This window comes from Desulfocurvus sp. DL1XJH-121 (assembly GCF_054819825.1).
The window spans coordinates 69228-83334 of record NZ_JBTVWW010000007.1 but is presented as its reverse complement, the minus strand read 5'-3'; the positions used below and the strand labels follow the sequence as shown (position 1 = coordinate 83334).

Here is a 14107-nt window from a genome sequence, read left to right as displayed (position 1 = left end):
GCATACACGAGGATGCGCGGGCAACAAAGCTCTAATGCTTCCAAAAGCGACGGAGCGATTACTTACGCCAGAATTCGGGAACTAAAAGGATGATGACTGTGTAGATCTCCAGCCGCCCCAGGAGCATGCAGAAGATCAGCACCCACTTGGCCATGTCCGGAAGGTGGGCGTAGTTGTCCGTGGGGCCCACCGCGCCCAGGCCGGGGCCGATGTTGCCGATGCAGGCGACCACGGCGGCGAAGCTCGTGACCACGTCCACGCCCAGGGACGCCAGGATGAACGAGGAGACGATGAACAGGCCCAGGAAGAGCATGAAGAAGCCCGTGATGGAGGACAGGACGTCGGGTTTGACCGTGGTGCGGCCGAGCTTCACGCTGGTCACGGCGCGGGGGTGGATGAGGCGGAAGAGCTCGCTGTAGGCCATCTTGAGGAGCAGCAGGATGCGCATGCACTTCATGCCGCCGCCCGTGGACCCGGCGCAGCCGCCCAGGAACATGAGCAGCAGCAAGAGCGCCTGGGACAGGGGCCGCCACAGCTCGTAGTCCGCCGTGGCGAAGCCCGTGGTGGTCAGGATGCTGGCCACCTGGAAGGACGAAAAACGCAGGGCCGAGCCCAGGTCCTCGTAGGTCGGGCCCCATTCGGCAAAGGCCGAAAGCCCGGTCCAGACCACGAACACGCCCATGAAGAAACGGAACTCCGGGTCCCGGAACATGATGGCGGGACGCCCGCGCAACACGTTGTAATGCAGGGTGAAGTTGGCCCCGGCGATGAGCATGAAGACCGTGATGACCACGTCGATGTACACGCTGTCGTAGGCCGCCACCGAGGTGTTGCGCGTGGAGAAGCCGCCCGTGGCCATGGTGCCGAAGGTGTGGCACAGGGATTCGAACAGGTCCATGCCCCCGCCCCAGAGCAGCACGGTCTCCAGCACCGTGAACAGCACGTAGACCTTCCAGAGCAACAGCGCCGTGTCCTTGATGCGCGGCTTGAGCTTGTCCGGCACCGGGCCCGGCACCTCGGCCTTGTAGAGCTGCATGCCGCCCACGCCGAGGAACGGCAGGATGGCCAGGGAGAGCACGATGATGCCCATGCCCCCGAGCCAGTGGGTGAAGGAGCGCCAGAACAGCAGGCTGCGGGGCACGGCCTCGATGTCCGAAAGCACGCTGGCCCCGGTGGTGGTGAACCCGGACATGGACTCGAACAGGCAGTCCGTGAGGGTGGGCATGGTCCCGGCGAACAGGAACGGCAGGGCCCCGAACAGGGCCGCGCCCACCCAGCCCAGGGCCACGATGGTCATGCCCTCGCGGTGGTTCATGGGCTTGGCCTCGGGGTCGCGGAACACGCTGTACAGCCCGCCGCCCACGGCCAGGGTGGCCACGATGGCCTCCATCAGGGGCAGGACGCCCTCGTCCCCGTAGTACAGGGCCCAACCCAGGGCCAGGAGCATGGTCATGCCGATGGACACCAGAATGGCGCCGACCACGAACAGAGCGTACCGCCAGCGCATCCTAGACGTTCCTGTCCCTGCTGCGTAGCTGCCTGCGCATGTCGCTGCGCTGCTCCAGCTTGACCTCCAGGCGCTTTTCAATGCGCGCGATGTGCTTGCGCGTGCAGAGCAGCACGATGCGGTCACCGGGCTGGATCACGGAGTCGCCCGAGGGGAAGACCACGTCCTCGCCGCGCTGGATGGTCAGGATCAGCGCGCCCCGGGGCAGGTCCAGGTCCCTGATGGCCTTGCCCACGATGTCGGAATTCTCCTGGGCCACGGCCTCCAGGGCCTCGGCCTCGTCGCCCTTGATGGTGGCGGCGGAGATGACGTGCCCCTTGCGCATGTATTGCAGGATGGTGTTCACCGCGCTCTGGCGGGGGCTGACCAGGTTCTCGATGCCGATGGCCCGGACCAGGGGAAAATAGGCGAACTTGTTGATGCGCGTCACGGCGCGGCGCGCGCCCAGGCTCTTGGCCAGGAGCGAGGTCAGGATGTTGGTCTCCTCGTCGCCCGTGAGGCAGACCACGAGGTCCATGTCGTTGACGTTCTCCTCGCGCAGGAGGTCCTGGTCCCGGCCCTCGCCGTTGAGGACCACCGTGCCGTTCAGGCGCTGGGACAGCCATTCGCAACGCTCGGGGTCGCTCTCCAAGAGGCGCACGTGCAGCTTCTTCTGCCGCTCCAGCTGCGAGGCCAGGCGGAAGCCGATGTCCCCGCCGCCGATGATCAGGATGTTGCGCACCTGCTGCGGATGGCCGCCGAAAATCTCGATGATGGTGCGCACGTCCTCCTGCATGCAGGCGAAGTACACGCTGTCCCCGGCCTGGATCACGTCCTCGCCCGAGGGGATGATCAGGTTCTCGTCGCGCAGGATGGCCGCGATGATCACGCCCACCCCGTTCATGACCTGGGGCAGCTGGATGAGCTTGCGCCCCACCACCGGCCCCTCGGCCACAAGGTAACGCACCAGCTTGACCCGCCCTCCGGCGAAGTCGTTGATCTCCCCGGCCTCGGGCACGCTGACCACCTGTTCGATGGCCTTGACCACTTCCACGTCGGGGTTGATGATCTTGTCGATCTTCAGGATGTCCAGGACCTTGCGGCTCTCGGACCCCGAGTACTCGTCGTTGCGGATGCGGGCCAGCTTGAGGATGCCCGGGGCCATGGCCGAGGCGAAGGTGCAGGCGATGATGTTGATCTCGTCGGAGTCCGTGACCGCCAGCAGGATGTCCGCGTCGCGCACGCCCGCCTTTTCCAGAATCTCGGGCGCGGAGCCCGAGCCTTCCACGGTCTGCACGTCCACGTACTCGATGAGCCGCTTGAGCGCTCCGGCGCTGCGGTCCACCACGACCACGTCCTTGTTCTCGGAAGCCAGCCGCCGGGCGATGTGGAAGCCCACCTCTCCGGCGCCGATGATGATGACCTTCAATGGCTGCTCACTTTGTTGATGCTCTCGTTCCCCCGGGCCTTTGTATCGGAATTGCCACGGCAAATCCAGCCCGCGCGGCCGCCCCTGCGGCCCACGCAAAAAGCCCGCCGCACAGCTGCGGCGGGCTGGGAATCGAAAACAATAGACGCCCGAGCTTAGGCGATCTTGTTCACGGCCAGGTTGAGCCTGGAAATCCGGCGGGCGGCCTGGCGGGCGTGAATGACCTTTTTGCTCGCGGCCTTGTCCAGCACGGACGTGGCGACCAGCAGAGCGGCCTGGGCCTGCTCCTGGTCATTGGCGTCCACGGCGGCGCGCACGGCCTTGACCACGTTCTTGATGCGGGTGGTCACGGCGCGGTTGCGGGCGCGGCGCTTCAGGCTCTGACGGTGCCTTTTCAAGGCGGACTTATGGTTGGCCAATGTCTTGCTCCTTAATAATCAATGATTGCCTTGTCGGCCTTAGCAGTGGGGACAAGGCAGTTATACCGTTCAGGGTCGCTTGTCAACCGTTGGGGCGCGATTTTTACCGCACGCGCCGGGGCGGGCTAGACCTGCAGGGCCGAGAAATCGGCCAGACGCCCCAGCCTGGAGACCAGGGCCTGAAGCAGGTTCAGCCGGTTGGCGCGCAGGGTTTCGTCCTCGCACATGACCATCACGTTGTCGAAGAAGGCGTCCACGGCCGGGCGCAGCTGCCCCAGCACGTCCAGGAGCCCCGCGAAGTCGTCCTTAGCCCACAGGGCGTCCCAGGAGGGGATCATCTCCTCCAGGCGGGCGGCCAGGGCCTTTTCCTCGGCGTCCGCGAGCAGGGAGGCGTCGTATGCGCCCGTGAGGTCCATGCCCCCGGCCTGCTTGACGATGATGTTGGCCGCGCGCTTGAAGGTCAAGACGTCCTGGCCGAACTCCGGGCGCTTGGCGAAGGCCGCCAGGGCCTCCACGCGCCCGGCCAGGGCCGGCAGGTCGTTGAACCCGGCGCCCAGGGCCGCGTCCACCACCAGGGTCTCGAAGCCTTGGCCCGTGAAATGCGCGCGCAGGCGTCCGGCGAAGAACTCCATGAGCTTGGCCAGGGCCTCGTCGGGCGAAAGCTTCCAGTCGATGCCCGCGTAGCACTGCTGGGCCGTGCGCAGGATCCCTTCCAGGTCCAGGCGCAGGTTGAAGGCCAGCAGGATGCGGATGATGCCCAGTGCCGCGCGGCGCAGGGCGTAGGGGTCGTTGGCCCCGGTGGGCACCTTGCCCAGGCCGAAGCAGCCCGCCAGGGAGTCGGCCTTGTCCGCCATGGACAGGACGGCCCCAGCCAGGCTCGCGGGCACCGGGCTGGCGGGCCCGGCGGGCAGGTATTGCTGGTACAGGGCGTCGGCCACGGCCTGGGACTCGCCCTTCCTGGCCGCGTAGATGCCGCCCATGATGCCCTGCAGTTCGTCGAATTCACCCACCATGCCCGTGACCAAGTCGGCCTTGGACAGGCGTCCGGCGCGGGCCGCGTCGTCCGTGAGCTCCGGTGCGGCCTCGCGGGCCAGGGCCCCGGCCAGGGCCTCCAGGCGGCGGGTCTTGTCGCCCATGCTGCCCAGGCCCTTCAGGTAGATGACCGTGTCCAGGCCCTTGAGCCACTGGTCGAAGTCCGCCTCCAGGTCCGTCTTCCAGAAGAAGCGGGCGTCCTCCAGGCGGGCGCGCAGCACGCGCTCCCAGCCCTTCTTGACCAGGGCGGGATCCTTGGGCTCCAGGTTCAGGGTGGGGATGAAATGCGGCAGCAGCTTGCCGTCGGGCCCTTCCACGCCGAAGCTCTTCTGGTGACTCTCCATGCTGGTCAGGAGCGCCTCGCGGGGCACTTCCAGGAAGGAGGGGTCGAAGTCCCCGAGGATGACCACGGGCCATTCCTCCAGGCCCACGACCTCGTCCAGCAGGTCGTCGTTCCAGACCACCCTGCCCCCGGCCTGGGCGGCCAGCTTGTCGGCCTCGGCGCGGATCAGGGCGCGGCGCTCCTCGCGGTTCAGGATCACCCGGCACTTGTCGCGCACCACGCCCATGTAGGCGTCGGCGTCGGCGACCTCGAAGGGCCCGGGCCCGTGCACGCGGTGGCCGCAGGTGGAGCGGCCGGACGTGAGGCCCGCCAGCTCGAATTCCACGACCTTGCCGCCGAACAGGGCCAGCAGCCATTTCAGCGGGCGGCCGAAGCCGAAATCCAGGGAGCCCCAGCGCATCTTCTTGGGGAACTGCAGGCCGCTGACGGCGGCCTCGCACACGGCGGGCAGGAAATCGAGGCTCGCCCCGCCGCCCACGGTCTTGCGCGCGGCCAGGTATTCGCCCTTGTCCGTCTGCTGGATGAAGCAGTCGGCCATGTCCACGCCCTGGGTCTTGGCGAAGCCCTGCGCCGCCTTGGTGGGCTCGCCGGCGTCGTCGTAGGCCACGCGCCTGGGCGGGCCGGTGACCAACTCCTCCACGCTGTCGCGCGCTTCGGCCACGTCGGCCACCAGGGCCACCACCCTGCGCGGGGTGGCGTAGGTCGTCACCTCCCCGTGGGGGATCATGGCCTCGTCCAGGCCCGAGGCGATGAGCTGCCCCAGGTCATCGGAAAGCTTGGGGAAAAACCGGGCCGGGAGTTCCTCGGCGCCAATTTCGAGTATCAATGTCGGCATGTTGCTGCGTCCTTTGGTCTGTGCCGCCTACTTGGCGAGCATGGGGTAGCCCATTTCCTCGCGCTGCTCGGCGTAGAGGTGCGCGATCTTCTGGGCCATGGACCGCACGCGCAGGATGTAGGCCATGCGCTCGGTGATGGAGATGGCTCCGCGCGCGTCCAGCAGGTTGAAGCTGTGGGAGCACTTCAGGCAGTAGTCGTAGGCGGGCCAGGGCAGGCGCTGTCCGCACAGGGCCTGGCATTCCTTCTCGTACATGTCGAAGAGCTTGAGCAGCATGTCCTGGTCGGAGAGGTCGAAATTGTAGCGCGACTGCTCCACCTCGTTCTGGTGGTACACGTGGCCGTAGGTCACGTTCCCGTTCCAGGACAGGTCGTAGACGCTCTCCTTCTCCTGGAGGTACATGCAGATGCGCTCCAGGCCGTAGGTGATCTCCACGCTCACGGGGGAGAGGTCGATGCCGCCCACCTGCTGGAAGTAGGTGAACTGGGTGATCTCCATGCCGTTGAGCCAGACTTCCCAGCCCAGGCCCCAGGCGCCCAGGGTCGGGGACTCCCAGTTGTCCTCAACGAAGCGGATGTCGTGCCCGGCGGGATCGATGCCCAGGGCCCGCAGGCTGTCCAGGTACAGCTCCTGGACGTTGTCCGGGGAGGGCTTGAGGATCACCTGGAACTGGAAATAGTGCTGCAGGCGGTTGGGGTTCTCGCCGTAGCGGCCGTCCGTGGGCCGCCGGGAGGGCTCGACGTAGGCCACCTTCCACGGCTCGGGGCCGATGACCCGGAAGAACGTCGCGGGGTTGAAGGTCCCCGCCCCGCACTCCACGTCGATGGGCTGCTGGATCACGCAGCCGCGTCCGGCCCAGAAGTTCTGCAGGGCCAGGATCACGTCTTGGAAATGCATTCTTGACTCCTTAGCAGGCCGTTGAAAAACAGCGATCTGCGGCGTTGCTGCGAACAATTCAAACCCTCGCGTACGGGGAGTACGCGTCGGTCTTGAATTGTCCTTGCGCCTTGCATCTCACTGTTTTTGAACGGCCTGCGCAAACGACTTTTTCAACAATCTGCTTACGCAAAGCCCACTGGGGGCAAAATTCGCATCCCGGGGGCGTCTCGACTGACTGGTCGAAAACATAAAATTTCAACAGCCTGTCAAACAGGCCGGAAGCCACCGTCCTTCCAGGCCAGCCCCAGATGGTAGCGGACCAGGGCGTCCACGGCGTCGTAGACCTGCCTGCGCGCTACGGGAGAGGGATCGAGACGGCCCCAGTCCTCGGGCCCGCCCCGGTTCACGGCGCGCAAAACGCCGACGGCCTCCTTCCCCAGGGGGATGCGGCGGCCCGGCCCCGTGGCGCACGCCGCGCACGCCGCGCGCCCCTCTTCCACCAGGAAGACGGGCGCAACGCTGTCCATTAAGTCTTTTCCGCAGCGGGGGCAAGTGGCGAAGTCCGGGGCGTAGCCCTGGAGAAACGCGGTCTTGGCGCGGAACAGCACCGGGAACATGGTGGACACGTCCCCGTCTGCGTCGAGCATGGCCAGGGCCGAGGAGAAGAGCTCGAACCCCGGCTCGGCGGCCGCAGGATTCTCATGGGCTGTTTCAAAGAATTTCAAACAGTTGGCAGCCTGCCCCAGGCGGCGCTGGTTGGTGCGCAGCCCCGGGTGCCCGCTGATGAGCGAGCCCTCCATGAGGTACAGGTAGTCCCCGCGCGGGTTTTTCTTGAAGCGGAACAGGACGTGGTTCAGGGGGTCCAGGCAGCCCAGGAAGCGCCTGCGGCTCCTGGCCCCGCCGAAGGCGAAGGCCGTGAGCACCCCGCGCGAGGGCGTGGCCAGCCTGATCCAGAGGTCGATTTCGCGGAAGCGCCCCACCTTGAGGATCAGGGAACGCTCGGTGAATTCCATGGCCGCCCCCCGCAGGCTACTGCTCGGGGAAAACCAGGGTCTTGACCTGCCCGGACTGGGCCTCGTAGGCGAAGGGCTTGCCGTCCAGCTCGACGTGGACGCCCCCGGCGTTGCCCAGCTTCATGGTCATGGTCCGGGCGTAGCGCAGGACCTTGGTCTGTCCGGGCTGGAGCATGATGTCCACGGTCACGCCGCCCTCGTCGTCGCCGCCGTCCACCTGGGCCAGGATCCAGCAGGCCTCGGCGGCGGAGACCGCCACGTGCCTCCGCCCGTCCTGGGCCAGGGCCAGGGCCGCGTGGTGCTCCGCGGGCGCGGCCACGGGGGCCTCGGGTTTGGCCTCGACGGCCGCCGCGGCCGGGGCCGCCGGCATGGCGGCCTCGGGCTTGGCGGCGGGCTCTTCGTCCGGAGCGGCGGCCGGAACGGCTTCGTCCGCCGGAGCCTCGGGCTGCGGCGCGGCCTCGGGCGCCGGGAACAGGGGCTTCTTCTCCGCGTGGGCGGCCTGGGGCTCCTCCTGGGGCGCGGGCTGCGAGGACGCGGCAGGTTTGGGCGCGGGCTTGGGCAGCAAGGCGTTCCCGTACACCAGGGCCACGCCCACGGCCACGGCCAGGAGCAGCAGGACGATGGCTATCCACTTGCCCTTGCCGCCCCGGACCACTTCGCGGGACATGGATTCCACGGCCTCGCCCTCTTCCAGGGCCGGGGCCACGTTGTCCTCGGCCAGGAATTCCCGGCCCATGGCCTGGGCGTATTCCTCGGGGTCCAGGCCCAGGAGCTTGGCGTAGTTGCGAGCGAACCCCTTGGCGTACACGGGGTGGGGCAGCGCGGTGAGATCGCCGGCCTCCATGGCCAGCACGTTGTTCCTGCTGATCTTGGTCCGTTGGACCACGTCGTCCACGGTCAGGCCCTTGTTTACACGGGCGGCCTGCAGATTGTGGCCCATTTCCTTGATGTCCATGTCGTGCTCCAATGCCGAGCCCTCGGGCTACAGCTTCACGTCGATGACCGCGTTCTCGCGCAGTCCCTGGATGTATTCCGAGAAGCGCTCCTCCAACTGCTGCTGGTAGAGCTTCTTGTCGATTTCGTTTTTGGCGTCCTCAAAGGGACGCTCGCCGCCGCCGGCCTCGGCGTTGAGCTTGAGCACGGCGCCGAAGCCCCGGAAGTCGAAGGGCTTGCTCATGCCGCCGGTCTGGACGCCCACCAGGGCGTCGCGCCAGTCCGGAGCCAGATCGGGCCAGTCCATGGTGCCCAGGCTTCCGCCCTGCGCCGCTCCGGGTCCCTGGGAATACTCGCGCGCGGCGTCCTCGAAGGTCAGTTCGCCCTTGGCGATGCGCCGGGCCAGCTCCTCGGCCTGGGCCAGCGAGGGCGCCAGGATCACGGACAGGTCCACGTTCCTGGCCTGGATGTAGTCGGCCTTGTGCGCGTCGTAGTAGGCCCGGACCTCCTCCTCGCTGACCACCACCTTGCGCTTGACCATGGCGCCCAGCAGGCGGTGCTTGAGGATGTCGTCGCGGATGCGCTGCTTCATCTGGTCCACGGTCAGGCCTTCGAGCTTGAGCTGCTGCTCGAAGTCCTCGGGGTCGAGCTTGCTCTGGGTGCGGATGCGCTCCAGCTCGTTCTCGACCTCGAATTCGGCCACGGTCACGCCCAGCTTCTTGACCTGCTGATCCAGGAGCCTGTCCTCGATCATCTTGTCCAGAAGCTCCTTGCGGGCATGGGCGATGCCTTGCTTGTCCTGTTCGCTGAGCTCGCGGCCCTTGAAGCGCGCCAGCATGGGCTTGAGATGTTCGTTGACTTCAAACAGGGTGATGATCTCGCCGTTGACAACGGCGACGATGCGGTCCACGACTTCGCCCGCCAGGGCCGCCTGGGCGGCCAGGATCATCGTCACGAGGACGACGGCACGTGTGATCGCCAACAAATTCGGTCTCCTTGAAATGATGTTCGGAATGCCCGGGGCCGAAGGGGCCCGGCCGGGCCGAATCGCTGTTTTTGGTACAATCAATCCCGGCGCTTGGCAATCTCCCCTCAGGGGGCCGGGGCTTTTTCCTCGTCGGAAGGCGGGGCTTCTCCGGGCATGTCCTGGGCCTGGGGCGGAACGGTCTCGGCCGCCGGTTCGCCGGTGTCGGCCTGGGCGGCCTCGTCCTTGGCGTTCATGGGCAGCAGCGCGGACACGCTGATGTCCGCCGTGGCCAGCCTGCCCTCCAGCCAGTGGTCGAAGGCCTCGCGCAGCTTGGCGTCCACCAGCATGCGCTCCACCACGGGATAGGCCTGGGACGGGTCCAGCACCCGCGCGGGGATGGTCTCGTCGTAGATCAGGACCTCGTAGCCGCCCTTGTCCGCGATGACCGAGCTGGCCTCGCCCGGGCCCAGGCCCTTCAAGGCGTTCTTCCAGGTCACAGTCAACTGGTCCTCGCGCACGCGCACCTCGCGCACGTGCACGCGGTCGAACTTGCCGGGCTGGTCCTCGATGGACTCGCCGCTGCGGTAGCTCTGCATGGCGCTCTCGATGGCGTCGCGGCTGGGGCCGCTGACGAGGTGGAAACGGACCCGCGCGGGCAGGAAGAAGTCCTGGATGCGTTCGCGGTAGTAGGCCTCGGCCTCCTCGTAGCCGATGGTGATGCCGGGACGCAGGACCTCGTGGAAGAACTTCTCCATGGTCAGGCGGGAGCGCAACTCCTGACGCCAGCTCTCGATGTCGATGTACTCCTCCACCAGGACCTGCTCGAAGGCGCCTTCGGGATAGTCGGAACGGATGTCGGCCTCGGCCTCGGCGAGCTCCTCGGGGGTCACGGCCAGGCCCCTGGCCTCCAGTTCCTGGGAAACCAGCTCTTCCACCACGATGTCCGCGAGGATGTGGCCGTATTCCTTTTTCAGGGCGGCCACGCTGGGGTTGTCCGCGGCCACGGAAAGCTTCTTGAAGTCGTAGCGGACCTGCAGCCGCTCCATGGTCACGGGACGGCCGTTGACGCGGGCCACCACGCCCTTGGCGTCCGGCTCCGGGGCGCACCCCGAAAGGGAGCCCAGGACCCAGGCCAGGACGATGCAGGCAAGAAGAATTCGTTTCATAAAGAAATGCAGCCTATTGGATGGGAGAGGAGCCGTCAGTTCCCACATCCGGGTGTTGTAGCCCCGCCCGCCAGGAGGGTCAACGCCTTTTCCAGTTCCTCCAGGCCCTCGCGCACGGACCCCGCGCTCACGCGCATCTCCAGCCTGCCCGGAGGCAGAAGCCTGGCCGCGTCGCCCTGCTCCTGTACGTAGGCCACCAGCCGGTCCGGGGACACGGCCGTGGCGCCGTCGGCCCAGGTGAGCACGGCCTTGCCCTCGGACAGGTCGGCCTTGGCCACCTGCAACGCGCCCAGGCAGCGCTTGAGGCGCAGCACGGCCACGAAGCGCTCCAGGGCCTCGGGCAGGGCCCCGAAGCGGTCCCGCAATTCCCCGGCGAGGTCCTCCAGGGCCGCGCCGTCCCGCGCCGAGGACAGGGCCTTGTAGTAGTGCAGCCTGTCCCGGGTGTCGGGCACGTATTCCTCGGGGATGTGGGCCTCGAAGAGGATGTTCAGCTCCGGGCTGGTCTCCAGGACCAGGTCCTCGCCGCGCAGGCGGCGGACCTCCTCCTCCAGCATTTCCAGGTACAGGTCCAGGCCCACCTTGGCCACGGTGCCGGATTGGGCCTCGCCCAGGATGTTGCCCGCCCCGCGCAGGCGCAGGTCCTCCATGGCCACCTGGAAGCCCGCGCCCAGGTAGTCCATGTCCAGGATCACCTGCAGGCGCTTGCGCGAGGGCTCGGGCAGGTGGTCCAGGGACGGGACCACGAAATAGGCGTAGGCTTGGCGCGAGCTGCGCCCCACCCTGCCCCGCAGCTGGTAGAGCTGGCCCAGGCCGAACATCTGGGCCTGGTCCACCACCAGGGTGTTGGCCCGGGGAAAATCCAGGCCGGATTCGATGATGGCCGTGCAGACCAGGATGTCCAGCTCCCCGTGCCAGAAGGCGCGCACGGCCTCCTCCAGGTCCCGCTCGCGCATCTGGCCGTGGGCCATGCCCACCCGGGCGTCCGGGGCCAGCTTCCGCACGTACTCCAGGACCCGGGGCAGCCCCTGGACCCGGTTGTGGACCCAGAAGACCTGGCCCTTGCGCTCCAGCTCCCGGGCCAGGATGGCGCGCAGCTCGCCCTCGTCGCGCTCCAAGAGCGAGGTGCGAACGGGCTTGCGGTCCACGGGCGGGGTCTCCATCACGGACAGTCCGCGCAGCCCGGATAGGGACAGTTGCAGGGTGCGCGGAATGGGCGTGGCCGAGAGGGTCAAGACGTCCACGTCCTTCTTGATGGCCTTGAGGCGCTCCTTGTGGCGCACACCGAAGCGCTGCTCCTCGTCCAGGATCAAGAGGCCCAGGCCGGGCATGTCGAGGTCCTTGGAAAGCAGCATGTGCGTGCCGATGAGGATGTCCACCTGGCCCCTGGCCGAGGCCGCGAGCACGGCCTTGCGCCGCGCCGGGGTCACGAAGCGGCTGAGCATGGCCACGTTCAGGGGGAAGCCCTCCATGCGGCGGCGGAAATTCTGGTAGTGCTGCTCGGCCAGCACCGTGGTGGGACAGAGCAGCGCCACCTGGCGGCCGGCCATGGCCGCGCGGAACGCCGCGCGCATGGCCACCTCGGTCTTGCCGAAGCCCACGTCCCCGCAGACCAGGCGGTCCATGGGCGCGTCCTTGTCCATGTCGGCCATGACGTCGCGGATGGCGCTCTCCTGGTCCGGGGTCTCCTGGAAGCCGAAGGAGGCCTCGAACTCCGCGAGCTCGTCGCCCGGGTCGCCGTAGGCGTAGCCCTTGCCCACCTTGCGCCAAGCGTACATCTCCACCAGCTCGCGGGCCACCTTCTCCACGGCCTTGCGCGCCCGGGACTTGGCCCGGGTCCAGGCCGCGCCGCCCATCTTGTCCAGGGCCGGGGTGACGCCCTCGGGGCCCTTGAAGCGCTGGACCACGTCCAGCCGGTCCACGGGCAGATAGAGCTTGTCGTCCCCGGAAAAGACCAGCAGCAGGTAGTCGTTGGAGACCCCGCCCAGCTCCAGGCGGTGCAGGCCGTCGAAGCGCGACAGGCCCCAGTCCCGGTGCACCAGGAGGTCGCCGGGGGTCAGCTCGTCGTAGCCGGCGAGGCCCTTGAAGTCCTTGTCCGCGCCGGGCAGGCCCGCGCCGCGCGGTGCGGGCTGGAGCACGTCCTCGGAGAGGATCAGCGCCCCGTTCCAGGTCAGCTCCAGGCCGCCGCGCAGGGGCGAGACCAGGGCGAACAGGCCCTTGCCCTCGGGGGCGTAGCCCGTGGCCGGAAGCACCCCGTCCTGGGCCGCCAGCTTGAGGAACTTGCGGCGCGAGGCCTCGGTGCGGAAGCTGAGGATGGTCTGGGGGCGCTGCCGCTCCCAGGCCTTCAGGGACTCCAGCAGGGCGTGCCAGGGCCGGTTGCGCTCCTCGGGCTTCCAGAACAGATCCTCGAAGGCGCGCAGCTCCTTTTCGGGCAGGTCCAGGCCGTCGCGCTTCTCGCCGATGGTCAGGTCCTCGAAATGCAGCTGCGGCCCGCGCATCCAGGCCTTGCGGGCGCGCTCGGCAGTGTCCAGAACGTGGGTGCGCGGGGCGCGCCAGCCCAGGCGTCCGGCCTCCTCGTCCAGGCGGCCGGTCCAGGCCCAGTCCTGCTCCTCCAGGCGCGTGCGCAGCACCCCGGCCCCGCAGAGCACCCACACGGCGTCGCGCGGCAGCCAGTCCGCCAGGGACGAGGGGCCCTTGTAGAACAGCCCGGGCCGGGTCGCGCCCTCCAGGGCCTCCACGCGGCGCTCGAGTTCCGTGATTGCCGCCGTGGACAACTCGCCCACGCTCTTCATGTGCCGCCATTTCTCCCGGGCCTCTTCCAGCAACTGGGGCGTCAGGAGCGCCGGGGCGGCGGGCAGGACCACGGCCTCGTCCAGGTCCTCGCGCGAGCGCTGGGTGTCGGGGTCGAAGAGCCGGATGTCGTCCAGCACGTCGCCGAAGAAGTCCAGGCGCAGGGGCGAGGCGTGGCCCGGGGCGTAGATGTCCAGAATGTCCCCGCGCATGGCGGCCTCGCCGGGCCGGGTGACCATGGGGACGCGCGCGTAGCCCCAGAGCACCAGCTGCTCCAGAAGGTCGTCGGGCAGGATCTCCTCGCCCTTGACCAGGTGCAGGTGATGGTGGGCCAGGACGTCCAGGGGCGGCCACTTGGGCAGCAGGTTGTCCACGGACAGGAGCACCCCGCGCGCGCCCACGCCGCGCGACAGGCTGTACAGGGCGGCCCAGCGCATGGCCCAGCGCCCGGGGTCCGAGGACTGGGCCGGATACGGGGGCAGCACGGTCCAGGGATTGTCCGGGAACGGGGTTCCGCCCCCGGGGGTCAGCAGCTCCAGCAGGGACTTGAGGCGCAGCACGTCGCGCGTGCCCGGGGCCACCACCACCACGTTGCGGCCCTGGGCCAGGAGCGCGGCCGCGGCCGAGGCCTGGCTGCCGGGCCCGGACTTGTAGATGCGCAGGGCGTCGGCCTTGGCCGACGAGGCGAAGGAACGCAGGGCTTGAGGTAGAATCACGTGCCGGCCGTGGATGACAGAGGGTGAAAAAAAGAAGCCGCCGCGCCGGTTGCACGGCATGGCGGCTTCGGGGCCGCGTCAGGCGGCCCTTGAATACGGTAT

The 14107-nt window shown here is 68.1% G+C and carries 10 protein-coding genes; all 10 read right to left on the bottom strand.

Annotated elements, in window-relative coordinates:
• Positions 1-58: 58 nt before the first annotated feature.
• Positions 59-1507, bottom strand: coding sequence for a TrkH family potassium uptake protein (locus tag ACYYG1_RS06805; protein WP_461209540.1), 1449 nt, complete (start codon positions 1505-1507; stop codon positions 59-61).
• A 1-nt stretch (position 1508) separates the two neighbouring features.
• Positions 1509-2915: a Trk system potassium transporter TrkA gene (gene trkA, locus ACYYG1_RS06800; RefSeq protein WP_461209539.1), complete on the bottom strand. Its 1407-nt coding sequence runs from the start codon at positions 2913-2915 to the stop codon at positions 1509-1511.
• 155 nt (positions 2916-3070) lie between these two features.
• Complete coding sequence (gene rpsT, locus ACYYG1_RS06795) at positions 3071-3334, bottom strand: 30S ribosomal protein S20 (RefSeq protein ID WP_461209538.1); 264 nt, start codon at positions 3332-3334, stop codon at positions 3071-3073.
• A 125-nt stretch (positions 3335-3459) separates the two neighbouring features.
• Positions 3460-5544, bottom strand: a complete 2085-nt coding sequence (glyS, locus tag ACYYG1_RS06790) for a glycine--tRNA ligase subunit beta (protein ID WP_461209537.1) — start codon at positions 5542-5544, stop codon at positions 3460-3462.
• Between the two features lie 27 nt (positions 5545-5571).
• Positions 5572-6441 carry a glycine--tRNA ligase subunit alpha gene (gene glyQ, locus ACYYG1_RS06785; RefSeq protein ID WP_461209536.1) on the bottom strand — a complete coding sequence of 290 codons (870 nt, stop codon included), beginning with the start codon at positions 6439-6441 and terminating at the stop codon, positions 5572-5574.
• A 248-nt stretch (positions 6442-6689) separates the two neighbouring features.
• The gene (gene recO, locus ACYYG1_RS06780) at positions 6690-7436 is read right to left on the bottom strand and encodes a DNA repair protein RecO (RefSeq protein ID WP_461209535.1); all 747 of its coding nucleotides are present in this window, start codon (positions 7434-7436) and stop codon (positions 6690-6692) included.
• Positions 7437-7452: 16 nt separating this feature from the next.
• Entirely contained in the window at positions 7453-8391 is a 939-nt protein-coding gene (locus tag ACYYG1_RS06775) for a helix-turn-helix domain-containing protein (RefSeq protein WP_461209534.1), read from the bottom strand.
• Positions 8392-8418: 27 nt separating this feature from the next.
• Positions 8419-9438, bottom strand: coding sequence for a SurA N-terminal domain-containing protein (locus ACYYG1_RS06770; protein ID WP_461209533.1), 1020 nt, complete (start codon positions 9436-9438; stop codon positions 8419-8421).
• A gap of 23 nt (positions 9439-9461) precedes the next feature.
• Positions 9462-10502, bottom strand: a complete 1041-nt coding sequence (locus ACYYG1_RS06765; protein WP_461209532.1) for a peptidylprolyl isomerase — start codon at positions 10500-10502, stop codon at positions 9462-9464.
• Positions 10503-10537: 35 nt separating this feature from the next.
• Positions 10538-14005 (bottom strand): transcription-repair coupling factor, encoded by a 3468-nt coding sequence (gene mfd / locus ACYYG1_RS06760; RefSeq protein WP_461209531.1) that lies wholly within the window; start codon positions 14003-14005, stop codon positions 10538-10540.
• Positions 14006-14107 lie beyond the last annotated feature (102 nt).

What these genes read in the sequence shown, in the direction of transcription:
- ACYYG1_RS06775 (WP_461209534.1), bottom strand. Translation starts at nt 8,391, where the DNA reads ATGGACATCAAGGAAATGGGCCACAATCTGCAGGCCGCCCGTGTAAAC.
- recO (WP_461209535.1), bottom strand. Translation starts at nt 7,436, where the DNA reads ATGGAATTCACCGAGCGTTCCCTGATCCTCAAGGTGGGGCGCTTCCGC.
- ACYYG1_RS06805 (WP_461209540.1), bottom strand. Translation starts at nt 1,507, where the DNA reads ATGCGCTGGCGGTACGCTCTGTTCGTGGTCGGCGCCATTCTGGTGTCC.
- glyS (WP_461209537.1), bottom strand. Translation starts at nt 5,544, where the DNA reads ATGCCGACATTGATACTCGAAATTGGCGCCGAGGAACTCCCGGCCCGG.
- ACYYG1_RS06765 (WP_461209532.1), bottom strand. Translation starts at nt 10,502, where the DNA reads ATGAAACGAATTCTTCTTGCCTGCATCGTCCTGGCCTGGGTCCTGGGC.
- glyQ (WP_461209536.1), bottom strand. Translation starts at nt 6,441, where the DNA reads ATGCATTTCCAAGACGTGATCCTGGCCCTGCAGAACTTCTGGGCCGGA.